We start from the raw sequence: 23,329 nt of genomic DNA, 5'->3' as shown, positions 1-23,329 counted from the left end.
TTTCAGGTGATGTTGGCGGCGCCGGAGCCGTTGAAGACCTCGACCACGTTGCTTTCCGATGCCGCTGTGCCGTGATCGTTCGCGACGGCCGTGGAGAGTTTGAACTGTCCGGTCGTCGGGAAGTTGTAGGTCTGGTAGAGCGGGATCATGTAATCCAGCACACCGCGCCCCCGGTCATCGTCCACGAAGGTCGCGCCGCTGTCCTCCGACACCTTGAGCGTGGTTTCGTGGAAGGCGTATGGCCACCCGTCCGACAGCCCGTGGTCGAAATCCAGCAGGTTGAGCGCGAAGCTGTCGGCCCCGTTCGGGACGCGCGTCACGTCGATCTCCCCCATGTGGATGCGGGGCGTTTCCACGAACGCCGGGGGCGCGGCCCTGGATCGTGTAGGTGTTCGTGAACGTGGTCGTCTCGCCCGCATCGTTCTTGCCCGCATCATGTCGCGGATTGCGTGTCCAGCTTTCCAGGCGGCCTTCTGACTGACGCCGATCAACCGTACGAGCTCCACGGAAGAAATTCCGTTGAAGGCGTTCAGCACGGTATAGATGGCGGCAAGCCGGGCACGCAGGTCGAGTTCGGTACCGTGCATCGGGATCTTTACACTGATCGTGAGCTGACCGCGTCAGTCGTTGCCAAGGTAGGGTCCTGGGCGATGCGCAATGCTTTCAGGCCAGTCGATCGTTCAGGCCGGTCGACCGAAGCCAGGCGCAATGCGGGCAGACGCGCCCGTCGGGCCACATCTTTCCTGAGGGATGACGGTATTGGATTTTCTGGCAGGGGCAGGGGGACTCGAACCCACGACCCTCGGTTTTGGAGACCGATGCTCTACCAACTGAGCTATACCCCTGGGCCGGTCCCTCCGCTAACCCCCCCAGGTATCCCGGTCAAGCCCGATCCATCGGAACCCTGCCCCGCAGCGCGCGTTCTCCAGACAACCGACCCTTCCCCCGGAACAGGAGGCTCCCATGGCCATGAACTCTTTGAAAGACGTATATATCGACCAGATCCAGGACATCTACTCCGCCTGCAAGCAGTCGATCGAGGCGACCACCGCCCTCGGGCAGAAGGCCTCTGACGACGAGTTGGGCAAGGCCCTCGCCGCAGGCAGTGCCGGTATCGCAGAGGGCATGGAGAAGCTGGAGAAGATCTGCGGAGATCACGGCGTCGATCCCAATGGTGAATTCTGCAAGGGCATGGAAGGCTTGGTGAAAGAGGCCCACGCCCATGCTTTGGACGAGTCCTTCGGCTCGGACGCGGTGCGCGACGCCATGATCGTCACGCAATATCAGCGGATGGTCCACTATGCGCTGGCCGGCTACGGTTGTGTGGTGGCCTTCGCCAACCGCCTGGGACTCGACGGTGACGCGGCGCTTCTCCAGCAATGTCTGGATCAGACCTACGACGGCGACCGCCGCATGACCGAGATCGCGACACGCGGCGGTGTCAACGCCGACGCCGCCTGACCCGGCACCGTCCGGCCGGACGGCTTTACGGCCGGGGTTGCCTTGCCGACCCGCCCACCATCGTGGCCTGCTGCCGGTTTCGTGGACACGAAGATAAGATCGTGACCATGGAACTGGAGATTGGATATGACGAGACGGAAGTTCAGCCGCGAGTTCAAAATCGAGGCGGTGAAGCTGGTGACCGAGCGGGGCGTGACGGTGGCCCAGGCGTGCCGAGATCTGGACCTGGCGGAGAGTGTTCTGCGGCGGTGGATGCGTGAAGCGACGGTGGCGTCTGCCAGTGCCTTCCCCGGCAATGGCCAGCAGCGCGCCGAGCTGGCCGAGATCGCGGCCCTGAAGAAAGAGGTCGCCAAGCTCAGGGCGGAGCGTGACATCCTAAAAAAGGCCGCGGCCTTCTTCGCGCGGGAAGCGACATGACGTTCGCGTTCGTTGCGAAGCACCGGCATATCTGGCCCGTCAGCTGGATGTGCGCGGTGCTGGGCGTCTCTCGGTCTGGCTTCCACGCCTGGCTCAAGCGACCGATCAGCGCCCGGGCGATCTACGATGCGAAGCTCGTCTTGGAGATCGACAAGAGCTTCAAGGCCAGCGACCGCACCTATGGCGCACGTCGGGTCTGGCGCGACGTGCTCGAGGAAGGGTTGGCCTGCGGGCTGCACCGGATCGAGCGCCTCATGCGGCAGAACGCTATGAGAGCGCGACCAAAGCGGCGCGGGAATCCGAAGGATGATGGCGAACGCTCGGTCATCGCCGGCAACATCCTCGACCGCGACTTCCAAGCCGACCGGCCGAACCAGAAATGGACCTGTCGCGGTTTGATGCCGCTCCTTTGATAGCATTTACTGCAACAAAGGAGACGAACTATGGGATTGAAACGGACGGACGAATTCCGCCAGGATGCGGTGCGTATTGCGCTGACCAGCGGGCTGACGCGCAAGCAGGTGGCTGATGATCTGGGCGTTGGAATGTCGACGCTGAACAAATGGATCACAGCGCATCGAGACACGAACGTGGTTTCACAAGAGGATTTGGACCTCGCCAAAGAGAATGAGCGGCTTCGACGTGAGATCCGGCTTCTCAGGGAGGAGAGGGAAATCCTAAAAAAGGCCACCCAGTTCTTCGCGGGCCTAAAGCAATGAGATTTAGGTTTGTCGAGGAACACAGGAACCATTTCCCAGCCAACCGTTTATGCAGTGTCGTTGGCGTCAGCACACGTGGCTTGCGGGCCTTCCGTAGCCGCCCTGCCAGTCGCAGACAACGATCTGATATGGTCACGCTTGCACACATCAAAGAACAGTCCCGCCTGAGCCTTGGTAGCTACGGCAGGCCGCGAATGACCGAAGAGTTGAAGGAGATCGGCCTGGACGTCGGTCATCGCCGTGTGGGCCGTTTGATGCGCCAGAACGGCATATCTGTCGTCAGAACCCGCAAACACAAGGTGACGACCGATAGCGATCACAAGTTCAATATCGCGCCGAACCTGCTGGATCGAGACTTCAACACTGATGCGCCCAACCAGAAGTGGGCCGGTGACATTAGCTATGTCTGGACCCGCGAAGGCTGGTTGTATCTGGCCGTAATCCTCGATCTGCATTCACGGCGTGTGATCGGCTGGGCCGTGAGCAACCGGATGAAACGCGACTTGGCGATCCGGGCGTTGAACATGGCCATAGCTTTTCGGGCGCCGCCCAAAGGCTGCATCCATCATACGGATCGCGGGTCGCAATATTGTTCACACGACTATCAGAAGCTTTTGCGCCAGCATGGCTTCAAGGTGTCGATGAGCGGCAAGGGCAATTTCTATGACAACGCCGCTGTCGAAACCTTCTTCAAGACGATCAAGGCCGAGCTGATCTGGCGCAGGTCATGGGAAACGCGGCGGCAAGCTGAAGTGGCGATCTTTGAATACATCAATGGCTTCTACAATCCGCGTCGCCGCCACTCAGCACTGGGCTGGAAAAGCCCCGTCGCATTCGAAAGAAAAGTGGCTTAAACGAGCACTTGGGGCGGCACGAAATCGCGACAGGTCCAGGTGCCGTGGATGCGGCTGGCTTGTCTTGGGCCGTTTGTAAATCGCCTCCAACCCCATCTTGGCCATCAGCCGCCGAACCCGGTGGCGCCCCGCTACGATACCATCCCGGCGCAGATATGCCGCGATCTGACGCGATCCGAAGAACGGGTACTTGGTAAACACACGGTCGATGGCTTTCATCAGCGCCAGCGTCTTCGCATCGATCCCGACCGGCATGTAGTAGAACGCTGACCTGCTCAGCTTCACCAACCGGCATTGCTGACTGACGCCCAGTTCCGGATGGTCGCCGCGGATCATCGCTTTCTTCTTCGCAGGGCTCATCGCTTGAGCCCGGCGGACAAAAAATCGTTCTCGACCGCCAGCCTCCCGATCTTGGCGTGAAGCTCCTTCACTTCCGCCTCGCTCGGGCCTTCGGGCCTACTGCCACGGGCAAACACGTCGGCCATGCCGTCGACAGCCTGACGCTTCCAAGCGCTTACCTGGTTCGGATGAACCTGATGCCGCGCAGCAATCTCCTGGATCGTCTTGTCGCCTCGCAGCGCCTCGAGCGCGACCTTTGCCTTGAACTGATCCGTGAACTTCCGGCGTTTCGCCATTTCGTATCCCTCCAAAGGTTCGGGATACACCTTAGCTACCTGTCCGATTTCCTGGGACCACTTCAGATGCACAAGGGTCGGCGGGGCAGGCGGGTTGGGCGGCAAGGACACGGTTGGCGCGGGACGTCGCCGGAAGGGCGTTCCGGCGTTGCCGTAGGCCGCCTCTTGTGGCAAGCGATGTCCGAGACAGGAAGTACAAGGGTCTAATTATGGCCGATTTCGCAATGCGCCGCAGGATGATGGTGGACACACAGGTGCGTCCCTCCGACGTGACGCTGTTCCCGATCATCGAGGCGATGCTGACGATCCCGCGCGAACGCTTCGTGCCAAATCGTCTGCGGGAGGCCGCGTATCTGGGCGAGAACCTGCCCATTGGCCCCGGCCGCACGATCCTGGAGCCGCGCACTCTGGCCAAGATGCTGAACGCGCTGGAGATCGGACCCACGGACCTGGTTCTGGATCTGGGCACTGGGTTTGGCTACTCTGCCGCCGTGCTGGCCTGGATGGCCCAGGCCGTTGTCGCCGTGGAACCCGAAGAGCCCCTGGCCGCGGAGGCAGAGGCGGCGCTGGCCGATGCGGGCATCGACAATGCCGTGATCCACGTCGGACCGCTGGCCGAGGGCGCGCCGAAGCACGGCCCCTACGACGCCATCGCGATTCAGGGCGCGGTCAGCGTCCTGCCCGACGCGATAACCGACCAGTTGGCCGAAGGCGGCCGGATCGCCTGTATCTTCTTCGAGGACCGCCTCGGGACGTGCCGGATCGGCGTGAAGGCCGATGGCTACGTCAGCTGGCGGTTCGCTTTCAATGCTTCGGCCCCGGTGCTTCCGGGGTTCGACCGCAAGCCGGAGTTTACGCTATGACGTTCAAAGGGTATGCCATCGCCACGGCCACGGCCATGTCTTTGCTGATGGGGGCCGGGGCCGCGCGGGCGGAGTCCTTGGCGGATGCCCTGGTGCTGGCCTATCGCCATTCCGGTCTGCTGGAGAAGAACCGCGCCGTGCTCCGCGCCGCCGATGAGGGCGTGGCCCAGGCCATCGCCACCCTGCGCCCGGTGATCGACTACGTGGCGCAGGCCCAGCGAACCTACACATTCCCGAACGACAGTGCCGGCGCGACGCCCGTCAGGCGGATCAGCGACGGATTCGAGGACACCGCCAGCATCGCCATCACCGCGGATCTGCTGCTCTACGACGGCGGCCGGTCGCGGCTGGGGATCGACGTGGCGAAGGAGACCGTTCTGGCCACCAGGGAGGCGCTTGTCCAGGTCGAGCAACAGGTGCTCTTCAACGCGGTCACCGCCTTTTGGGGCGTGCGCGAGGCGATCGCCTTCGTGAACCTGCGACAGTCGAACGTGGATCTGAACTCCGAACTGCTGCGCGCCGCTCAGGAGCGTTTCGACGTGGGTGAGGTCACCCGGACCGATGTCGCCCTGGCCGAGGCGCAGCTTGCCGCCGCGCGGTCGCAGCTGTCCTCTGCCCGGGGCGATCTGGAAGTCGCGCGGGCGCAGTATGTGGAATTCATCGGTCAGCCGCCGGGAACGCTGACGGCGACCGACGCCGCCCCGGTCAGCGTTTCGACCCTGGAGGCGGCGCAGGCCGTGGCCCGCCAGAGGCATCCCAACATCCTTGCCGACATGCGCGGCATCACCATCGCGGAACTGAACGTGCTTAGGGCCGAAGCGGCGGTCCGGCCGACGGTATCCGCCGGGGCGCAACTGTCGGTGGACGACAATTACAACGAGGCCGCATCGTTCGGCGTGACCATGAGCGGGCCGATCTACCGGGGCGGGCGTCTGACCTCTGCCTACCGCCAGGCCGCCGCCCGTCGGGACGAAACCCGGGCCGACCTGCACGTGACCACCGACAATGTGCTTCAGAACGTGGCTCAGGCGTGGTCGCAGCGGGACGTCGCGCGGGCGCGCATCCAGTCCGGGCAGCTGCAGGTGCGCGCCGCGGAGATCGCCTATCGTGGCCTTCAGGAAGAGGTCAGCCTGGGCGCGCGGACCACGCTCGACGTGCTCAACGCGGACCAGGATCTTCAGGATGCGCGGGCCAACCTGATTTCGGCCCGGATCGACGATACGCTGGCCGGATACACCATCCTCTTCGCCATGGGGATGCTCACCGTGCAGCAACTGGGGCTGGGGATCACCACCTACGACCCGAGCGCCTATTACAACGCCGTCAGCGACGGGCCGGTGCGCAAGGTGAGCCCCCAGGGCAAGAAGCTGGACAAGCTGATGAAATCCCTGGCCCGTTAGAACAGGCGCGCCGGGGCGCTCCGCCCCGCCGGCGGCCCGGGTCGGGCCGAGCCGACCAAGGAGGGTCCGCCGATGTCAGATCCGACGATACCGGGTGGTTCGGATCCGGCCCCGGCATCCGGAATGCCGCCGGACGCGCAGGAACGGCCGGTCGCTGCGCGACCGGTGCTTCTGCTGGGGCCGGATCTTCGCGTCGATGCAGATGCCCGGACGCAGGCCGACCCCCTGCGGCTGGAACCCGGTGACAGGGCGCGCGACGGTCCCGCTGCCGGCTCAGTGGCCGCCGCGCCCGCGAAGACCGGAGCGGCGCAGGACGGCGGCAGCCCGGAAGACGCCGGTGCCGCGTCTCGGGCCAGGCCGCCCGGCTCCGAAGGGGCGGCCGACGACGTGTTCCGTGACGACCTCTCCCATGACGGGGCGGCGAGAGGAGTGGCTGCCCAGAGCGTATCGCCCCCGGACGGGCGGGAGGATGCGCCGTCCGGCGGACCGCAGGGCAGGAATACCGGCGCGGATATGGCCGACCAGATCCGGCAGGCGGTCCGCGACCCGGAAACTGCGCGGGACAGGGCGGATGCAGGCTCGCTGGAGGCGCTCGAACGGCAGGTTGCGGCGCTGAAGGCGGCGGTGTCGGCTTCTCATGCGGCGCAGGCGGACGGGCCGGACGAGACCCTCAGGCCAAGGAGCGGGGGCGTGTCGGCGCACGGAGCCGCGCACGAGCCCGGCGGCCCCCGGACCGCCGATGCGGCCAATGATGCCGACCAGCCCACGGCGACGCCGCGCTTTATTCACCGCAGGGGTGGCGAAGCGCAAATGGAGCCACGCCAGGCCGCGCGGAACGCCGTCCTGGATCCGTCGTCCCTGACCGAGGACATGCTTCGCGATCTCATTGCCGATGTGGTGCGCAAGGAGCTGTCGGGCGCGACGGGCCAGAAGGTCACCGGAAATATCCGCAAGCTGGTCCGCCGCGAAGTGGCCCGCCACCTGAGCACCCGCGACGACGAATGACGGAGCGCCGGGCAGTCGCGTGAATACGCCCGCACATCTGCTTCTCGGCGCCGCCGTCTTCGCGCGTCCGGACGACCCGCGCCGGACCTGGGGCGCCGTTCTGGGCGGGTTTGCGCCGGACCTGTCGCTCTATCTCATGGCGGGGGTGGCGATCGGGGTCATGGGCATCCCGCCCGAGCGCGTGTTCGGGACGCTCTACTACTCCGCCGCATGGCAGGGCGTCTTCGCCGTGGACAACAGCATCGTGCTGTGGGGCATCGGTTGCGCGCTGGCCATCCGGGCCGGATCAGGCTGGGCCGTCGCCCTGACAGGAGCGGCCCTGCTGCATCTGGCGACCGACCTGTTGCTGCACGGGCAGGACGCGCGGATGCAGTTCTGGCCCCTGACGGACTGGAAATTCTATTCGCCGCTGTCCTACTGGGACGGCACGTTCGGCCGGATCTGGACCGCGATCGAGATGGCCGGGGCTCTGGGCCTTGCCGTCGCGCTGATACGGCAGCCCTACGCCCGCGTCTGGCGCGTGGCTTTCGGTGTCATCGCCCTGGCCGAACTGGCGCCGCTTGCCATCTGGAGCGTGATGTTCTGACCTTGGGACCGGCCGCGGCACGCACCGGGCCCGGACAGACGGAAAGACGCCGCGAAGCGGGTCCGCGGCGTCCATCGGTATCCTCTGATCGGCCCGTTGGCAGAGGCCTCAGGCGGCCTCCGCCTCCGCCAGAGCGGCATTGCGGCGCTCGCTCTCTTCGCGGCTGAGGGCGACGGAAGTCCGCACACCCTTGCGGACAAACTCCATGAGACCGTTCACGACCCGCTCGTTGGGGTCGATGCCGGCACAACTCAGCACTTCGCGGCCGTCGCGCGACCGCGCCCAGCGCGCGATCTGCTCCGGACCGTTGCCGTATTTCTTGTCGTCGGCGATCGCATCGTCCAGAGCGGCGAGGACCACGGCAGCGAAGAGTTTTCGCGCGCGGTTGCCCTGCTCATGGTTGAATGCGGTTCCATCAACGAAGTCGGCCATTCGTCGTTCCTTGTTCTTGCTCTTGGCTTGGGGCGTAACGCTCCTTATGGACGCTTTGCGGGCCATGAGGGTTGTCTATTCAGAATATCACCCATGCAGGTAATGCATGGCTTTGGCGGTCCGCCTTCTAGATAGGCCATGTTGCGTACCGGCCGAGTGACAGATATAGGCGCAAGCAACGTTTCATCAACCGTCTGCCATGGTTTCGCCACATGCCGAAGATCAACGGAAACGAGATCCGCCCCGGAAATGTCCTTGACCACAACGGGGGACTCTGGGCGGCCGTCAAGGTCGACCACGTGAAGCCCGGCAAGGGCGGCGCCTTCGCCCAGGTCGAAATGCGCAACCTGAGGAACGGGTCGAAATTGAACGAACGCTTCCGCTCCGCCGACAAGGTGGAGCGCGTGCGCCTGGAGCAGAAGGACCAGCAGTTTCTCTATGAAACCGACGGGATGCTGGTGTTCATGGACAGCGAGACCTATGAGCAGATCGAGCTTCCGTCCGAGATCCTGGGCGACCGTCGTCCGTTCCTGCAGGACGGTATGATCATTCAGATCGAATACTACGATGCCGAGGCGCTCAATGCGACCCTGCCGCAGAAGGTCCAATGCAAGGTCGTCGAGACAGAGCCTGTGGTGAAGGGGCAGACGGCGGCCAACTCCTTCAAGCCGGCGATCCTGGACAACGGCGTCAAGGTCATGGTTCCGCCCTTCGTGGGCCAGGACGAGTACATCATCGTCAACACCGAAACGATGGAATATTCCGAACGCGCCTGATTTGCGGGAACCGACCTCTCGGTTCCGTGATTACCCCGGGGTACCGGGAGGTGGTCTGTAATGGGTGAGGCGCAATTCGAGCTGCACTGGATCGATTATCTGATCGTTGCGGCGTATTTCGCGGGCGTCCTTGCGCTGGGGCTCTATCATTCGAAGGTGCGCGGCGACGACGCCGACGACTACTTCCTTGCCGGCCGCAACCTGGGCTGGTTCGTGATCGGGTTTTCGCTGTTCGCGTCCAACATGTCAGGTTCCAGCTTCGTGGGACTGATGGGCGGGGCCTATGCCAACGGCATCGCGATCTACAACTACGAATGGACCGCCGCGATCGTGCTGATCGCATTCGCGATCTTCATCCTGCCGTCATACCTGCGTGCGCGCATCGCCACCACGCCGGAGTTCCTGGAAAAGCGCTACGATGTCCGGTCCCGCAAAGCGTATTCGCTGTTCACCATCCTGGCGGTGATGCTGATCGACGTGGCCGGCGCGCTCTACGCGGGCGGGCTGGTGATCGCGAACACGTTCTCCTTTCTCAACATCTGGACCGCAACGGCAACGCTGGCGCTGATCGCCGGGCTCTATACGGTGCTGGGCGGGCTGGCGGCGGTGGTCGTGACGGATACGGTGCAGTCGATCCTGCTGATCCTCGGCGGGCTGCTGATTTTCGTCCTCGGCCTCAATGAGATCGGCGGCTGGGACCAGATCTGGGTCGGGGTGGATGAGGGCAAGCAGCACCTGATCCTGCCGACAACGAACGACTTCACGCCCTGGCACGGACTCTGGGGGGTGACGCTGCTGTCCTTCTACCTCTGGACCATGAACCAGTTCGTGGCGCAGCGGACCCTGGCGGCCAAGGATTTGCGGAACGGCCAGATCGGAGCGCTGTTCGCAGGGTTCCTCAAGCTGCCAAACATCTTCATCATGATCATACCCGGCATCATCGCGCTGAAGCTCTACCCCAACCTGGAGACGCCCGACCTCGCGTTTCCGAAACTGGCCTTCGAACTCATGCCCATTGGGATCCGCGGCATCATCATGGCGGCGCTGATCGCGGCGATCATGTCGTCGGTGGACTCCGCGGCCACGGCGCTGTCGTCGCTCGTGGTCAAGGACTTCATCCAGCCCGCCAAGCCCGACTACAGCGACCGGAAACTGGTCCTGATCGGCCAGATCGCGACCGGCGGGTTCCTGGCCTTCGCCGCGGTATACGCGCCCTTCATCGGCAATTTCGGCTCTCTCTTCGGGTATTTCCAATCGTCGCTCAGCTATATCGTACCGACCATCGTGGCCACCTACATGGTCGGGCTGACGGTGAAATGGGCGAACGGCAATGGCGCGTTCTGGACGATCGTGCTGGGGCTCGTCGTGGGAATCCCGATCTTCATCCTCAAGGAGGTGTCCGGGGTCTGGGAAAGCGTCGGCCTGCCGCCGGTCCATTACACGGTGATGGGGACGATCTTCTTTTTTGCGGGTATCGCGGTGAACCTGGGCATTTCGGCCGCGACGCGCCGTCCGAACAAGGAGGGCGTGGACGAGCTGGTCTGGTCCGCGGACGAAACGCGCGAGGTTTTTGGACAGATCGGCAGCCCGTGGTATTTCAGCCCGCTGCTCTGGTCCCTGAGCCTTGGCGTGGCGACCGTCGGGTTCGTGGTCTGGCTCTGGTGAGCTAGACGCGCGCCGCGTTCAGGCAGGTCTCGACCATCCCGCGATAGCCGCCGCCGAAAAGCCGCAGGTGCAGCAGCGCGATCCACAGGCGGTAGACGGGGCGGCGGTCCTGCCAGCCGTCGCGGAGCGGGCCATAGCCGTGCCAAAAGCTTGCGGGCGGGGTGCCGAAGGTGGTCAGCGCGGCCAGGTCGACCTCGGCATCGCCGTAGTAGCTGGCCGGGTCGATGAGTCCCTGAAAGGCGCCGTCGAAGATCAGGTTTCCGGTCCAGAGATCGCCGTGCAGCAGGCTTGCCGGGGGGGCCTTCGGCAGCAGGTCCGGCAACCGCGCGGCGAGGGCGTCAAGGCGCTTGGCAACGTCGCCGGGCAGGGCCTCGGGCCAGGCCAGCAGGCGGCGTTCGGCCCAGAAGGCCGGCCAGTAGGCGGCGTTCGGCCCAGAAGGCCGGCCAGTCGTCCATCGGCGCGGCGGGCTGCAAGGCAGGGCCGATGGCATGGTCGGTCTCCCACCCGTACCGGGGACCGGTGGCGGCGTGGAGCGCGGCGACCGCGTGGCCTGCCTGTGCCCAGCCCGTATCGCTGGCGCGACCCTCCGCAAGCCGCTCCATCAGCAGGCAGCTGTCGTTCACCGCGACCACCCGTGCCGCCGGGCACCCCGTCGCGGCGATGGCGCGGAGCATGTCGGCCTCGGCCCGGACCGGGCCGCCGCTCTTGGCCACGATCCGGCGCCCGTCGGCAAGCCGCACCGCCGCGACCGATGACACGTCACCGCCCGACAGCGGTTGAAAGTCCACCACCGAACAGCCCGCAAGCCGCGCGATGGCGTCGCGCGGGGGCGTGTCAGCCAAGGGCGACCCGCGCTCCGCCAGCCTCCATATCCGGTCCGGCCCGATCCAGCCGCAGCCAGGCCAGCGCGCGCCCGCCGGACTGGGTGTAGAGCGTCCCGACGATACGCCCGTTCGCGGTGATCTCTGTGCCGACGGGAACCTCTCCATCGACCGCGACGGTCATAAGGCCCTTCTTGAGTTCTGTCTTGTGCTTCATTCGCGCGGTGACCTCCTGGCCCACGTAGCAGCCCTTGCGGAAATCGACGCCGTTCAGCCGTTCGAACCCCATCTCAAGGATGTAGCTGTCGTTCGGGACCAGTTCGATCCCGGCCTCCGGCACGCAGAGCGCCACGCGCAAGGCGTCCCAGTCGGTGCCGTCGTCGCCGCTGCCCGCCCCGTAGGCCCGCCAGCCCAGGTCGGGATGGCGCGGATCGGCCCGGGCGCCCTCTGGGGCCGGGCCGGTGCCGCGCGTGATGCCCAGCTCCGTCGCCTCGATCCCCACCTTGCGTCGTAAACGGTACATGGAGAGCCGCGCGGACAGGCTGTCGGCCAGATCCGCGTCCACGTCGATCAGCAGCCGCTCGCCGTCGTGAGCGACGAAGAAATCGGCCAGATACTTGCCCTGCGGGGTCAGCAGCGCGGCGTAGGTCAGCCGCTCGGGGCGGGTGATGTCGTTGGTCACGAGGTCCTGCAGGAAGTCCACGCGGTCCGCGCCGGTAAGCGCCAGGATGGTGCGGGTCATGTGTCCTCCGGGGATGAGAATTGCAGCCGGTAAAGATCGGCATAGCGGCCGCCGGCGTCAAGGAGGCTGTCGTGGGTGCCTTGCTCGACCACCCGGCCGTGGTCCATGACAACGATCCGGTCGGCGTCGCGGATGGTGGCCAGGCGGTGGGCGATCACCAGCGTCGTTCGGCCCCGCGACAGGCGCGACAGGGCCTCCTGGATCAGCCGCTCGGACAGGGCGTCGAGCGCCGAGGTCGCCTCGTCCAGCAGCAGGATCGGCGTGTCGCGCAGGATCGCGCGGGCGATGGCCACGCGCTGGCGCTGCCCGCCCGACAGGCCGGACCCGCGCGGGCCGGCGCGGGTGTCGAGCCCGCCCGGCAGATCGTCGGTGAAATCGCTGACATGGGCGGCCTCGACGGCAGCGCGCAGGCGCTCCTGCGGGATGTCGTCGCGGCCCACCAGAATATTGTCGCGGATCGTCTCGTCGAAGAGCAGCGCGTCCTGGGTGACGACCGAGAACATGGACCGCAGGTCGGCAAGCGACAGGTCGGTGATGGGCACGCCGTCGAGCGTGATGCGGCCCCTGTCCGGCTCGACCAGGCGGGTGAGGGTGTTGAAGATCGTGGACTTTCCGGCCCCCGATGCGCCCACCAGCGCGGTGGTCCGGCCCGCCTCCGCGGTGAAGGTCACGCCGCGCAGCACCGGCGTGTCGGCATAGTCCAGATGGAGGTCCTCCAGCGTGACGCGCGGCGGGGTCGTGGCCGGAGCGGCCCGTCCCGTCCGTGGGGCAAGGCGCGGGGCGGTGTCGAAGATGGCATAGACGTTCTGCAGCGACGCGGCCGCGACCTGGGCGGTGCCGGCGATGCCGCCGATGCGCCGGAGCGGCTGGAACGCCAGCGCCATGGCGGTGAAGAAGGACATGAACTGGCCGACGGATTTTTCCCCCTCCAGGATATCGCTGCCGCCCAGCAGCAGCACCCCGAAGAACCCCAGCCCGGTGACGATGTCGATCAGGCCGGGAATCATCGCGCGGCCGCCCGCGCTCTTGATCTCGGCCCGCACGATGGCGTCCACGAGGCCCTGGAACCGGCCCAGCTGGTAGCGTTCCATCCCGTTCAGCTTGATCGCGGCGATACCGTGAAAGATCTCGTCCAGGCGGGTGGCGCGGGCATGGGCGGTGGCGCGCATCTGCCCGGTCTTGCGGCGTACGTAGCGCTGCAGCAAGATCGAGGGCAGGATCAGGATGGGGACGCCGACGACGGCGGCGAGGGTCCAGCCCACGTCGATGCTGAGCGCCACGACGAAGAGCGACACCAGCGCCACCACATCGCGCCCCAGCCCCTGGATCAGCACCTGCCAGATGTTCTGTACCGCCAGCGTGTCGCCCTGCACCTTCTCGATCAGGGCGCCCGGCGGATTGGCCTGGAAGTAGTCGGCATCCAGCGTCATCACATGGGCCAGCAGGTCGGTCTGCATCCGGGTAGAGGTCAACTGCGCCACCCGCGTCAGGATCACGCGGTTCAGCACGCCGGTGACGGCCCGGACCACGAAGAGCGCGAAGATCGCGCCCCCCACCCACCAGATCGCAGAGCCGTCCCCGGCCACGAACACGCGGTCGAACATCGGCTGGAGCATCCAGCTCAGCAGGCCCAGGGTGGAGCCTTCGGCCACCATCAGCACCGCGGCGGCCAGAAGCCACCGCCAGTGCCGGCGCACGTAGTCGCGCCAGAGCCGGCCCATCAGGGCCCGCGATGTCTGCGAGAGGGGGTCGGCGCGGGACATGGACCTGCACCTATCGCGCCTGAAACCCAAGGGGAAGCGATTGACGGGCCGCGGAGATTGTCCCAAACCGCGCGCATGAGCCTTGCCCACGGACGCCCCTACCTTGCCATCCCCGGCCCGTCGGTCATGCCCGACCGGGTGCTGGCCGCCATGCATCGCGCCGCCCCGAACATCTACGAGGGCGAACTGGTCGAGATCACCCGCAGCATCGTCGCCGACCTCAAGACCGTGGCGCGCACCACGGCGGATTGCGCGATCTACATCGCCAACGGCCACGGGACCTGGGAAGCGGCCCTTGCCAACGTCCTGCGGCCGGGGGACGCGGTGCTGGTCCCCGCGACGGGCCGCTTTGCCCATGGCTGGGCCGAGGTCGCCCGCGCCATGGGGGCGGAGGCGCGGATCGTCGAATACGGCAAGGCGGCGCCCTTGGACGCGGAGCGGGTGGCCGACGCGCTGGCAGAAGACCGCGACCACACGATCCGGGCGGTCCTGGGGGTCCATGTGGACACGTCCACGGGCATCCGAAACGACCTGTCGGCGCTGCGCGCGGCCCTGGACCACACCGGACACCCGGCGTTGCTCATGGCCGACTGCATCGCCAGCATGGCCTGCGACCGGTTCGAGATGGACGCGCTGGGCGTGGACGTGGCGCTGACGGCCAGCCAGAAGGGGCTGATGACCCCGCCCGGGCTGGGCATCCTGTGGATCGGCGAAAAGGCCCAGGCTGCGCGGGCTGAGCTGGCCGCGGTCAGCCCCTACTGGGACTGGCGGCCGCGCTGCCGGCCAGAGGTCTACTACCAGCATTTCTGCGGCACGGCGCCCACCCATCATCTGTTCGGACTGCGCGCGGCCCTCGACATGCTGCTGGACGAGGGGATGGAGGCGGTCTGGTCCCGGCACGAGACCCTGGCCCGCGCGGTCTGGGCGGCGGTCGAGGCCTGGGGGGCGGACGGTCCCTTGCGGATCAACGCGCCACCGGGGCACCGCAGCCACGCGGTCACCGCCCTCAGCCTGGGCGGCGACCGGGCCGAGCGTCTGCGCGGCTGGTGCGCGGCCGAGGGCGGGGTGACGCTGGGCATCGGACTCGGGATGGCCGATCCGGGCGGTCCGGACGCGGGCGGGTTCTTCCGCATCGGCCACATGGGTCATCTGAACGCCCACATGGTCCTGGGCGCGCTGGGGGTCATCGAGTCCGGCCTGACCGCGCTCGACATCCCCCATGGTCCGGGCGCCCTTCAGGCTGCAGCGGCGATCTGCGCGGGAAAGTAGCGGTCGGCGCGCGATGCCGACGCGCGGTCAGGCGTCGCCGTGTGCGGCCCGCGCATCGTCCAGCGCCTGCGGAAGGGCCGCGGCGAACAGCGCCATCTCGGCCTCGCCGCCGCAGGAGACGCGCAGGCAGCGGTCGAGCGGCGCGACGGCGGGCTTGCGCACGAAGACACCGCGCCGGCCCATGGACGCGACCACGGCCGCAGAGAACGCGCCGTCGCGCTCCATGTCGAGCGCGACGAAATTCGCGGCCGAGGGCACGGCGGCGAAGCCATGATCCTGCCCGATCGCGGCGATCCGGGCGCGGCTCTCGGCGATCCGGCCGCGGATCAGCGACAGGTAGTCCCGGTCCCTCAGCGCGGCCAGAGCCCCCGCCTGGCTGACCCGGCTCAGGCCGAAATGATTGCGCACCCGCTCGAAAGCGGCGATCAGGTCGGGGTGGCCGATGGCATAGCCCATGCGCGCCCCGGCCAGCCCGTAGGCCTTGGAGAAGGTCCTGAGCCGGATCACCCGGCGGTCCGACGGGTCCATCGCCGGCGCGGTATCCTGATCGGAGCACTCGGCATAGGCCTCGTCCAGCACCAGCAGGCAGCCACCCGGGACGGCCGCGATCATGCGCGCCACCCGCCCGGCCTCGTGCCATGTTCCCATGGGGTTGTCGGGGTTCGACAGGTAGATCAGTTTAGCGCCGGTCTGTCGTGCCAGGGCCACCAGCGCGTCCGGATCCTCATGGTCGTCGCGGTAGTCGCAGGTGGCGATCTCTCCGCCGTAGCCCGCCACGTGATAGTTGAAGGTCGGGTAGGCGCCGCGGGAGGTCACGACGCGGTCGCCCGGGCCCACGGTCAGCCGCACGAGAGAGCCCAGAAGCCCGTCGATCCCGGCGCCGATGACGATGGAGTCGAACGGCACGCCGTGGTGCTCCGACAGGGCCTGCCGCAGGTCGAAACTCTCTGCGTCGGGGTATTTCCACGCCTCCCTTGCCGCCTCCGCCATCGCCTCCACCGCGCGGGGAGAGGGGCCGAAGGTGCTTTCGTTGGCGCCGATCCGGGCGTCGAACCGGCGGCCCATGCGGCGTTCGTGGGTTTCCGGCCCGACGAACGGGACCGAGGCGGGCAGGGAGGCCGCCAGGGGGGTGAGGCGCGGGTCGCTCACAACTCCGCCAAGCGCGCCCGGGCCGCCTGCAGCCGCGCGCGCTCCGCGGTCTTTTCGGCCAGCAGCGCCTCTGTCTCCGCCACGACATCCCCGGGGGCGGAGGCGCGGAACTTGGGGTTGTTCAGCCGCCCCTCCAGCCCGCCGATATCCTTGCCGATCTTTGCCAGGGACTTGTCGATGCGGGCCTTTTCCGCCGCCACGTCGATGATGTCGGCCAACGGCAGCGCAAAGCTGCCGCCCGGCACGGCCAGGATCATCGCGCCCTTCGGCGGCTCCGCGGCCTCCATCACCGGCTCCGTACGGGCCAGCCGCTCGATCAGCGCGGCGTTGCGGGCGTAGGCGGTGCGCCCGGCTTGGTCCAGCTCGACCATCAAGAGCGGCGCCTTGAGCGCGGCGGGGACGTTCATCTCGCCCCGGACCGAGCGGATCTGCTCGATCAGGCCGATGACCCAGGACATCTCAGTATCCGCCGCCGCATCGACCAGACCCGCGTCGAGCCGCGGCCAGTCTGCATGGACCAGACGGCCGGGGCGGTCGGTCTGGCCCCACAGCTCCTCCGTCACGAAGGGCATGAACGGGTGCAGCAGGACAAGGCAGTGGTCGAGCACAAAGGCCAGGGTCGCGCGGGTCTCCTGCGCCGCGTCGGGGTCGTCGAAGAGCGGCTTGGCCAGTTCCAGATACCAGTCGCACACCCGGCCCCAGACGAAGGCGTAGAGCGTGTTCGCGGCGTCGTTGAAGCGGTAGTCCGACAGCGCGGCATCCACGGTTTCGACGGTGCGGGAGAGCTCTCCGACGATCCAGCGGTTCGTCGTCCGAGACAGGTCGGACACCTGTGAGAGATCCGTATGACTTCTGTAGGACCCTGCGAACGCGCCGTTCATCTCGGCGAAACGGAAGGCGTTCCAGAGCTTGGTGCCGAAGTTGCGGTAGCCCGCGACGCGGGATTCGCTGAGTTTCAGGTCGCGACCCATGGCGGCCATGGACGCCAGCGTGAACCGCACCGCGTCGGCGCCGTACTTGTCGATCAGCGTCAGCGGGTCGATGACGTTGCCGAGGCTCTTGGACATCTTGCGCCCCTTCTCGTCACGGACGAGGGCGTGGACGTAGACGGTATCGAAAGGTTTCTGCCCCACCATCTGGAACTGCATCATCATCATCCGCGCGACCCAGAAGAAGATGATGTCGAAGCCGGTGATCAGGACGGAGGTGGGGAAATACTTCTGCAGCGCATCGTTTGCCGCGTCGGTCTCCGGGTCTCCGGTCCAGCCCAGCGTGCCCAGCGGCCAGAGGCCGGAGGAGAACCACGTGTCAAGCACGTCGGGGTCCTGGTAGACGGGATAGACCAGCTTCGTGGCGTCCTGGCTCACGTTGTATTCGGCCAGCGACGCGGCCAGCGCGTGGACGGCGGCCTCGCGGTCCCGGACCTCGATCACGCGCGCGGTGTTCAGCGGGTGCGGCAGACCGGCGATGTCGTCGCGGAACCGTTCGACAACGCCGTCGACGGCGATGGCGCTGTGCCGATGGTTGCCCGAATGGACGAGATGATCGCGGGTCAGAAGCGCCAGCAGTTCGACCTCGTCCAGCGCGTCGTTCTGCTCGTCGTCGCGGAAGCTGGAGGTGTGCAGGTCGATCCCGTACCACACCGGCACCCGGTGCCCCCACCAGAGTTGGCGGGAGATGCACCAGGGTTCGATGTTCTCCAGCCAGTGGAAATAGGTCTTGGCGTCGCGCTCGGGCAGGATCTTCGTGCCGTCCGACGAGCCGGCGTCACGGGCCTGACCCTCGCGCACCGCGTCGATGGCGGGGCCGACGATCCGCGCGGCGTCCACGAACCACTGGTCGGTCAGCATCGGCTCGATCACCACCTTGGATCGGTCGCCGAAGGGCTGGGTGATGACCTTTTCCTCCACCAGCGGGACCAGGCGATCCAGCCGGGACTCGCCGCCTTCCTCCGGGGCCGCGTCGGGCCTGGCGGCCCTGGCGCCGAGGCGCGGGTCGGTCGCGGGGACCATGACGGCGAGGCCCTCGGCGGTGATGTCCGCGACCACGCGGGCACGCGCGTCGAACCGGTCCAGGCCGCGGTAGTCGTCGGGCACCAGGTTGATCGGCGTGGCGTCGGCGGGGGCGTCCTCTTCGCCCCGCGCGATCCGGCCCGCCAGCGCCGCGGCATCGGCATAGGGCATCCCGTCGCTGCGCATCTTCGCGGTGGTGTCCATCAGCGCGTAGAGCGGGATGCCGTTGCGGGTGGCCACGCCGTAGTCGTTGAAGTCATGTGCGCCGGTGATCTTGACCGCGCCGGAACCGAAGGCGGGGTCCGGGTAGTCGTCGGTGATGATCGGGATCAGGCGGCGCTGCTCTTTCGGCCCGACGGGGATTTCGCAGATTTTCCCGACGATTGCCGCGTAACGCTCATCCGATGGATGAACCGCCACGGCGCCGTCGCCCAGCATCGTTTCCGGCCGCGTGGTGGCGATGGAGATATAGTCGCGCTCCTCCTCGAAGAGCGTGGTCCCGTCCTCGTCCCGCTCGACATAGGTATAGGTCTCACCGCCGGCGAGCGGGTATTTGAAGTGCCACATGTGTCCGGGCTGGTCGATGTTCTCGACCTCCAGATCGCTGATCGCCGTCTCGAAATGCGGATCCCAGTTCACCAGCCGCTTGCCGCGGTAGATGATGCCATCCTCGTAGAACGCCACGAAGGTGCGGATCACGGCGGCGTGGAAATCCTGCCCGCCCGCCGTGCCCTCGGGGTCACCCGGCGCGCCGGCCATGGTGAACGCCTCTCTCGACCAGTCGCAGGAGGCGCCGAGACGGTCGAGCTGCATCTTGATGTTGCCGCGCGACCGCTTCTTCTGGTCCCAGACGAGGGCGGTGAACGCCTCGCGGCTCATATCGGTGCGGCGGCGGCCCTCTGTGGCCAGCGCGCGCTCGACCACCATCTGGGTGGCGATCCCGGCGTGGTCGGTGCCCGGCTGCCAGAGCGTGTCGAAACCGCGCATCCGGTGCCAGCGGGTCAGGATGTCCTGCAGCGTGTTGTTGAAGGCGTGGCCCATGTGCAGGTTGCCCGTCACGTTGGGCGGCGGGATCATGATCGAGAAGGTCGCGGCGCCGGGGGCGGCATTGGCGCCGGCGGCAAAGCAGCCCTCGCGCTCCCAGTCGGCGAAGATGCGCGGCTCGGCCTCGGCGGCGTCGAAATGTTTCTCCATCGGCATGGGTCTGTCGTCCTCGATCCGGGTCGCCCGCGGCTTAGCCAATCGGCCGGCCGAGGGGAAGCCGGATTGGCTCTGGCAATCGCGGCGGACGGGGATAGGCTGTGCGCGACACAAGGAGACGCCGCATGAATGCCTTTGGCAAGAGCCAGCCCGTGACCCGCAGGGAGGACGCCCGGTTCCTGACCGGCCGGGGCCGCTATACCGCCGATATCGCGCCCGCGGGGGCGCTGGCGGCGGCCTTCGTGCGCGCGCCCGTGGCCCATGGCGACATCGCGTCGCTGGACCTGGAGGCGGCGCGCGGGATGCCGGGCGTGGTGCTGGCCATGGCCGCGGCCGACGCAGAGGCAGCGGGCGCCACGCTGGGCATGGGCTTTACGGTGACGTCGAACAGCGACGGCAGCAAGGGCGCGGCCCCGGAGCGGCCGTTCCTGGCGCGGGGGCGGGTGCGCTTTGTCGGTGAGCCGCTGGCGGTGATCGTGGCCGAAACCCGCGAACAGGCGCTGGACGCGGTGGAGGCCGCGACGGTCGAGATCGACGAACGCCCCGTCCACATGGACCTGGCGCCCGGCGGCCCGGCGCTGCACGCCGAGGCGCCCGACAACGTCGGCTACGATTTCGGGCTGGGCGACCGGGCGGCGACGCAGGCCGCGCTGGAGGCCGCGGCACACCGGGTCACGCTGCGGGTCGTGGACAACCGCATCGCCTCCAACCCGATGGAAACGCGGGCCTGCTGGGCCGAGATGGAGGGCGACCGGTTGCATGTCTGCTACGGCGGGCAGGGGGTCTGGAGCCTGAAGGGCGAGCTGGTGTCGCTTCTCGGTCTGGACGAGAGCCGGGTCCGGGTGACGACGCCGGACGTGGGCGGCGGCTTCGGCACCAAGGCGATGAACTACCCGGAGTATTTCTGCGTCGCTCTGGCCGCGCTGCGACTGGGACGGCCCGTCGCCTGGATGGCCGACCGCGGCGAGGGGATGCTGACCGACAACGCCGGGCGCGATCTGGTGAGCGAGGTCGAGCTGGGGTTCGACGCCGATCACCGGATCACCGCCTACCGGGTCGACACGCTGAACAACCTGGGCGCCTACAACTCCAACTTCGGGCAGCTGATCCAGAGCCACCTGTTCAGCCGCGTGCTGACCGGAACCTACGACATCCGGACGGCCTGGATGCGGTCGCGCGGGATCTACACCAACACCACCCAGACCGACGCCTATCGCGGCGCCGGCCGGCCCGAGGCGATCTTTGCGCTGGAGCGGATCATGGACCGCGCGGCGCGGGTGCTGGGCGTCGATCCGTGGGAGCTGCGGCGCAAGAATTTCATTGCGGAGGCGGCGTTTCCCTACCGGACCGTCGCCGACGAGACCTATGACGTGGGCGCGTTCGGGCGGGTGCTGGACCGGGCCGAGGCGGCGTCCGGCCGGGCCGGCTTCGCCGCCCGCCGGCGGGAAAGCGCGGCGCGCGGGCGGCTCAGGGGGCTGGGGCTGAGCTACTATATCGAGTCGATCCTGGGCGCGCCGTCCGAGGGCGTCACCATCGAGTTCCTGGAGGAGGGCGCGCGGATCTACGTGGGCACCCAGTCGAACGGCCAGGGGCACGAGACCGTCTTCGCGCAGTTCCTGGCCGACCAGACCGGGATCCCCGCCGACCGCATCGAGGTGGTGCAGGGCGATTCCGACCGCATCGCCTCCGGCGGGGGGACGGGGGGGTCGCGCTCTGTCACGGTGCAGGGCAATGCGACGCTGAAGGTCGCGCGGGAGGCCATCGCGGCGCTGGGCGCATTCCTGTCGGACGGGGGCGCGCCCGCCGCATTCGACGGGGAGCGGTTCCGCATGGACGGCACGAACGAGGCGCCGACCGTTCTGGAGGCCGTCGCCCGCGCCCGGGAGGCGGGGCGCGCGGATCTTGCGCGCGTCGCGGGAGAGGCGCGCCTGCCCGCGCGCTCCTTTCCGAACGGCGCCCATGTGGCTGAGGTCGAGGTCGATCCCGAGACCGGAGAGATCCGCGTGGAGCGCTATACGGTGGTCGACGATTTCGGGAACCTCATCAACCCCCTGCTGGCCGAAGGTCAGGTGCACGGCGGCATCGCCCAGGGTCTGGGCCAGGTGCTCTGGGAGCAGATCGCCCACGATGCCGACGGCCAGCTGCTGTCGGCCAGCTTCATGGATTACGCCATGCCGCGGGCATCCGACCTGCCGTTCATCGGCTTCGGCACGGAGCCGGTCCCCTCGACCGCCAACGCGCTGGGCATGAAGGGCTGTGGCGAGGCCGGGACCGTGGGCGCCATGGCCGCGCTGGTCAACGCGGTCGAGGACGCGCTGTGGGACCGCGGCGTGCGGGACCTGTCGCCGCCGCTGACGCCCGCCCGGGTCTGGAAAGCGCTTGGGGAGGCCGATGACGGCAGGTTCGCCGCGCAATAGGCTGGCGCGGCGCCTCCGGCACTGGCTCCGGCGGGCGCGGCTGGGCGGGCGCAGTGCCCGTGGCGCGCGGCGCGGCCCGGTCACACTGGTGGTGATCCTGGACGGCACCATGTCGAGCCTGGAGCCGGGGCAGGAGACCAACGCCGGGCAGATCTGGAAGCTGCTGTCCACCCGCGCGCCCTCTGCGTCCCTGGCGGTCTATTACGAGCCCGGGATCCAGTTCACCAACTGGCGGCAGCTGCGCGACGTGATCGAGGGGCGCGGGCTGAACCGCCAGATCCGCCGCGCCTATGGCTGGCTCGCGTCCCGCTACCGTCCCGGCGACCGGATCTTCCTGTTCGGCTATTCGCGCGGCGCCTATGCGGTGCGCTCCCTGGCCGGGGTGATCGACCGCGTGGGCCTGCTGACGGCGGCCGCCGCGACGGAGCGCAACGTGGCCCAGGCCTATCGCCACTACCGCACCATTTCCGAGAGCCCGGCGGCAGAGCGGTTCCGCGCCGTCAACTGCCATCCGTCGGTGGTCATCGACATGATCGGCGTCTTCGACACGGTCAAGGCGCTGGGCCTGCGCGCACCGCTGGTCTGGCGCTGGACCGAGGTCGCGCACCGGTTCCACGACCACGCCCTGGGCCGCTCCACGCGGCGCGGCTATCACGCGCTGGCGCTGCACGAGCGGCGCGAGGCTTATGCGCCGGTCATGTGGCGGACCGATCCGAACTGGACGGGCCTGTGCGAGCAGCGCTGGTTCCGCGGCACCCATGGCGACGTCGGCGGGCAGCTGGCCGGCGAGACCCGGTCGCGGCCGCTGGCCAACATCCCCCTGGTGTGGATGCTGGAGCGCGCCGAGGCGACCGGTCTGCGCCTGCCCGACGGCTGGCGAGAGGCCTTTCCCTGCGACCCGCGCGCGCCGTCGATCGGGCTGGACCGCGGCTGGGGGTGGGCGCTGCGCGCGCGAATGATGCGCCCCGTCGGCCGCGACCCCAGCGAGCGGGTGGACGACAGCGCCCTTGCGGGTCCCGAACCGCCGCCCTTCGCGGACGCTTTCCATCCCGCGGTGCGGCGCGCCGGGCAGACATGAGCGGCGCCGTTCGCATCGGGGGCGGGGCGAGGGGCCAGCCCCTCGCGCTCCCCGGGATATTTCTG

General features: G+C 67.7%; 21 protein-coding genes, 1 tRNA gene and 1 pseudogene. 12 read left to right on the top strand and 11 right to left on the bottom strand.

What is annotated here, in order from left to right; all coding sequences use genetic code 11:
• Nucleotides 1–2: 2 nt before the first annotated feature.
• A complete protein-coding gene (locus tag KW83_RS01915; RefSeq protein WP_161785433.1) occupies nucleotides 3–320 on the bottom strand; it encodes a hypothetical protein in 318 nt (105 codons plus the stop codon).
• Between the two features lie 449 nt (nucleotides 321–769).
• Nucleotides 770–845, bottom strand: a tRNA-Trp gene (locus tag KW83_RS01910).
• 118 nt (nucleotides 846–963) lie between these two features.
• Here KW83_RS01910 and KW83_RS01905 point away from each other — a divergent pair.
• The 3 genes and pseudogenes from KW83_RS01905 to KW83_RS01885 all read left to right on the top strand — a co-directional run bounded on the left by KW83_RS01905 (nucleotide 964) and on the right by KW83_RS01885 (nucleotide 3,451).
• Complete coding sequence (locus tag KW83_RS01905) at nucleotides 964–1,461, top strand: ferritin-like domain-containing protein (protein WP_036173648.1); 498 nt, start codon at nucleotides 964–966, stop codon at nucleotides 1,459–1,461.
• 126 nt (nucleotides 1,462–1,587) lie between these two features.
• Nucleotides 1,588–2,261: pseudogene (locus KW83_RS21325) on the top strand (IS3 family transposase); the annotation flags it as partial.
• 60 nt (nucleotides 2,262–2,321) lie between these two features.
• Nucleotides 2,322–3,451, top strand: a protein-coding gene (locus tag KW83_RS01885) for an IS3 family transposase (RefSeq protein WP_152563444.1) whose coding sequence is annotated in 2 segments (ribosomal slippage) — nucleotides 2,322–2,565 and nucleotides 2,565–3,451 — 1,131 coding nt in all. Because the reading frame shifts where the segments join, the coding sequence is not laid out codon by codon here.
• On the opposite strand, the gene KW83_RS19530 is transcribed toward KW83_RS01885, so the two are convergent.
• Together KW83_RS19530 and KW83_RS01880 are read right to left on the bottom strand one after the other, a co-directional pair.
• Nucleotides 3,401–3,787 carry an IS3 family transposase gene (locus tag KW83_RS19530; RefSeq protein ID WP_161785432.1) on the bottom strand — a complete coding sequence of 129 codons (387 nt, stop codon included), beginning with the start codon at nucleotides 3,785–3,787 and terminating at the stop codon, nucleotides 3,401–3,403. The genes KW83_RS01885 and KW83_RS19530 overlap by 51 nt on opposite strands.
• A gap of 20 nt (nucleotides 3,788–3,807) precedes the next feature.
• Nucleotides 3,808–4,086 carry a transposase gene (locus tag KW83_RS01880; RefSeq protein ID WP_036173639.1) on the bottom strand — a complete coding sequence of 93 codons (279 nt, stop codon included), beginning with the start codon at nucleotides 4,084–4,086 and terminating at the stop codon, nucleotides 3,808–3,810.
• A 209-nt stretch (nucleotides 4,087–4,295) separates the two neighbouring features.
• Here KW83_RS01880 and KW83_RS01875 point away from each other — a divergent pair, with 209 nt between their 5' ends.
• The 4 genes from KW83_RS01875 (at nucleotide 4,296) to KW83_RS01860 (ending at nucleotide 7,940) form a co-directional block, all read left to right on the top strand.
• Entirely contained in the window at nucleotides 4,296–4,949 is a 654-nt protein-coding gene (locus tag KW83_RS01875) for a protein-L-isoaspartate O-methyltransferase family protein (RefSeq protein ID WP_036173631.1), read from the top strand.
• Nucleotides 4,946–6,349: a TolC family outer membrane protein gene (locus KW83_RS01870; RefSeq protein WP_036173628.1), complete on the top strand. Its 1,404-nt coding sequence runs from the start codon at nucleotides 4,946–4,948 to the stop codon at nucleotides 6,347–6,349. The genes KW83_RS01875 and KW83_RS01870 overlap by 4 nt, the downstream gene beginning before the upstream one ends.
• A gap of 513 nt (nucleotides 6,350–6,862) precedes the next feature.
• The gene (locus KW83_RS20365) at nucleotides 6,863–7,354 is read left to right on the top strand and encodes a hypothetical protein (protein ID WP_152563443.1); all 492 of its coding nucleotides are present in this window, start codon (nucleotides 6,863–6,865) and stop codon (nucleotides 7,352–7,354) included.
• Nucleotides 7,355–7,373: 19 nt separating this feature from the next.
• Entirely contained in the window at nucleotides 7,374–7,940 is a 567-nt protein-coding gene (locus KW83_RS01860; protein ID WP_036173623.1) for a hypothetical protein, read from the top strand.
• A 108-nt stretch (nucleotides 7,941–8,048) separates the two neighbouring features.
• On the opposite strand, the gene KW83_RS01855 is transcribed toward KW83_RS01860, so the two are convergent.
• Complete coding sequence (locus KW83_RS01855) at nucleotides 8,049–8,372, bottom strand: DUF6280 family protein (RefSeq protein WP_036173620.1); 324 nt, start codon at nucleotides 8,370–8,372, stop codon at nucleotides 8,049–8,051.
• Nucleotides 8,373–8,584: 212 nt separating this feature from the next.
• Here KW83_RS01855 and efp point away from each other — a divergent pair, with 212 nt between their 5' ends.
• Together efp and KW83_RS01845 are read left to right on the top strand one after the other, a co-directional pair.
• The gene (gene efp / locus KW83_RS01850) at nucleotides 8,585–9,148 is read left to right on the top strand and encodes an elongation factor P (RefSeq protein ID WP_036173615.1); all 564 of its coding nucleotides are present in this window, start codon (nucleotides 8,585–8,587) and stop codon (nucleotides 9,146–9,148) included.
• Between the two features lie 60 nt (nucleotides 9,149–9,208).
• Nucleotides 9,209–10,813: a sodium:solute symporter family transporter gene (locus tag KW83_RS01845; protein WP_036173613.1), complete on the top strand. Its 1,605-nt coding sequence runs from the start codon at nucleotides 9,209–9,211 to the stop codon at nucleotides 10,811–10,813.
• A gap of 1 nt (nucleotide 10,814) precedes the next feature.
• On the opposite strand, the gene KW83_RS21680 is transcribed toward KW83_RS01845, so the two are convergent.
• From KW83_RS21680 to KW83_RS01830, 4 genes are read right to left on the bottom strand one after another with little or no spacing between them, the layout of a single operon-like run.
• Nucleotides 10,815–11,198 (bottom strand): fructosamine kinase family protein, encoded by a 384-nt coding sequence (locus KW83_RS21680; protein ID WP_327203955.1) that lies wholly within the window; start codon nucleotides 11,196–11,198, stop codon nucleotides 10,815–10,817.
• A complete protein-coding gene (locus KW83_RS21675) occupies nucleotides 11,152–11,655 on the bottom strand; it encodes a fructosamine kinase family protein (protein ID WP_268745523.1) in 504 nt (167 codons plus the stop codon). Before KW83_RS21675 ends, KW83_RS21680 begins: the two co-directional genes overlap by 47 nt.
• Entirely contained in the window at nucleotides 11,648–12,376 is a 729-nt protein-coding gene (gene ygfZ, locus KW83_RS01835) for a CAF17-like 4Fe-4S cluster assembly/insertion protein YgfZ (protein WP_036173611.1), read from the bottom strand. Before ygfZ ends, KW83_RS21675 begins: the two co-directional genes overlap by 8 nt.
• Nucleotides 12,373–14,139: an ABC transporter ATP-binding protein gene (locus tag KW83_RS01830; protein WP_036173609.1), complete on the bottom strand. Its 1,767-nt coding sequence runs from the start codon at nucleotides 14,137–14,139 to the stop codon at nucleotides 12,373–12,375. The genes ygfZ and KW83_RS01830 overlap by 4 nt, the downstream gene beginning before the upstream one ends.
• 75 nt (nucleotides 14,140–14,214) lie before the next feature.
• Here KW83_RS01830 and KW83_RS01825 point away from each other — a divergent pair, with 75 nt between their 5' ends.
• Nucleotides 14,215–15,408, top strand: coding sequence for a pyridoxal-phosphate-dependent aminotransferase family protein (locus tag KW83_RS01825; protein ID WP_036173607.1), 1,194 nt, complete (start codon nucleotides 14,215–14,217; stop codon nucleotides 15,406–15,408).
• Nucleotides 15,409–15,435: 27 nt separating this feature from the next.
• Here the strand turns inward: KW83_RS01825 and KW83_RS01820 are convergent, their stop codons facing one another.
• Entirely contained in the window at nucleotides 15,436–16,557 is a 1,122-nt protein-coding gene (locus KW83_RS01820) for a pyridoxal phosphate-dependent aminotransferase (protein WP_036173605.1), read from the bottom strand.
• Nucleotides 16,554–19,769, bottom strand: a complete 3,216-nt coding sequence (locus KW83_RS01815) for a valine--tRNA ligase (protein WP_036173603.1) — start codon at nucleotides 19,767–19,769, stop codon at nucleotides 16,554–16,556. The genes KW83_RS01820 and KW83_RS01815 overlap by 4 nt, the downstream gene beginning before the upstream one ends.
• A gap of 125 nt (nucleotides 19,770–19,894) precedes the next feature.
• Between KW83_RS01815 and KW83_RS01810 the strand changes: the two genes are divergently transcribed.
• Both KW83_RS01810 and KW83_RS01805 read left to right on the top strand, forming a co-directional pair.
• Complete coding sequence (locus tag KW83_RS01810) at nucleotides 19,895–22,186, top strand: xanthine dehydrogenase family protein molybdopterin-binding subunit (RefSeq protein WP_036173599.1); 2,292 nt, start codon at nucleotides 19,895–19,897, stop codon at nucleotides 22,184–22,186.
• A complete protein-coding gene (locus KW83_RS01805) occupies nucleotides 22,161–23,264 on the top strand; it encodes a DUF2235 domain-containing protein (RefSeq protein WP_051928121.1) in 1,104 nt (367 codons plus the stop codon). The genes KW83_RS01810 and KW83_RS01805 overlap by 26 nt, the downstream gene beginning before the upstream one ends.
• The last annotated feature ends 65 nt before the right edge of the window (nucleotides 23,265–23,329 follow it).

The organism is Palleronia rufa, assembly GCF_000743715.1.
Classification (GTDB): Bacteria; Pseudomonadota; Alphaproteobacteria; order Rhodobacterales; family Rhodobacteraceae; genus Palleronia; species Palleronia rufa.
This window is presented reverse-complemented; position numbering and strand designations above follow the sequence as displayed.

Coding starts and splice junctions, on each gene's coding strand:
- KW83_RS01905 (WP_036173648.1), top strand. CDS start 964: ATGGCCATGAACTCTTTGAAAGACGTATATATCGACCAGATCCAGGAC.
- KW83_RS19530 (WP_161785432.1), bottom strand. CDS start 3,787: ATGATCCGCGGCGACCATCCGGAACTGGGCGTCAGTCAGCAATGCCGG.
- KW83_RS01880 (WP_036173639.1), bottom strand. CDS start 4,086: ATGGCGAAACGCCGGAAGTTCACGGATCAGTTCAAGGCAAAGGTCGCG.
- KW83_RS01875 (WP_036173631.1), top strand. CDS start 4,296: ATGGCCGATTTCGCAATGCGCCGCAGGATGATGGTGGACACACAGGTG.
- KW83_RS01870 (WP_036173628.1), top strand. CDS start 4,946: ATGACGTTCAAAGGGTATGCCATCGCCACGGCCACGGCCATGTCTTTG.
- KW83_RS20365 (WP_152563443.1), top strand. CDS start 6,863: ATGGCCGACCAGATCCGGCAGGCGGTCCGCGACCCGGAAACTGCGCGG.
- KW83_RS01855 (WP_036173620.1), bottom strand. CDS start 8,372: ATGGCCGACTTCGTTGATGGAACCGCATTCAACCATGAGCAGGGCAAC.
- efp (WP_036173615.1), top strand. CDS start 8,585: ATGCCGAAGATCAACGGAAACGAGATCCGCCCCGGAAATGTCCTTGAC.
- KW83_RS01845 (WP_036173613.1), top strand. CDS start 9,209: ATGGGTGAGGCGCAATTCGAGCTGCACTGGATCGATTATCTGATCGTT.
- ygfZ (WP_036173611.1), bottom strand. CDS start 12,376: ATGACCCGCACCATCCTGGCGCTTACCGGCGCGGACCGCGTGGACTTC.
- KW83_RS01830 (WP_036173609.1), bottom strand. CDS start 14,139: ATGTCCCGCGCCGACCCCCTCTCGCAGACATCGCGGGCCCTGATGGGC.
- KW83_RS01825 (WP_036173607.1), top strand. CDS start 14,215: ATGAGCCTTGCCCACGGACGCCCCTACCTTGCCATCCCCGGCCCGTCG.
- KW83_RS01815 (WP_036173603.1), bottom strand. CDS start 19,769: ATGCCGATGGAGAAACATTTCGACGCCGCCGAGGCCGAGCCGCGCATC.
- KW83_RS01810 (WP_036173599.1), top strand. CDS start 19,895: ATGAATGCCTTTGGCAAGAGCCAGCCCGTGACCCGCAGGGAGGACGCC.
- KW83_RS01805 (WP_051928121.1), top strand. CDS start 22,161: ATGACGGCAGGTTCGCCGCGCAATAGGCTGGCGCGGCGCCTCCGGCAC.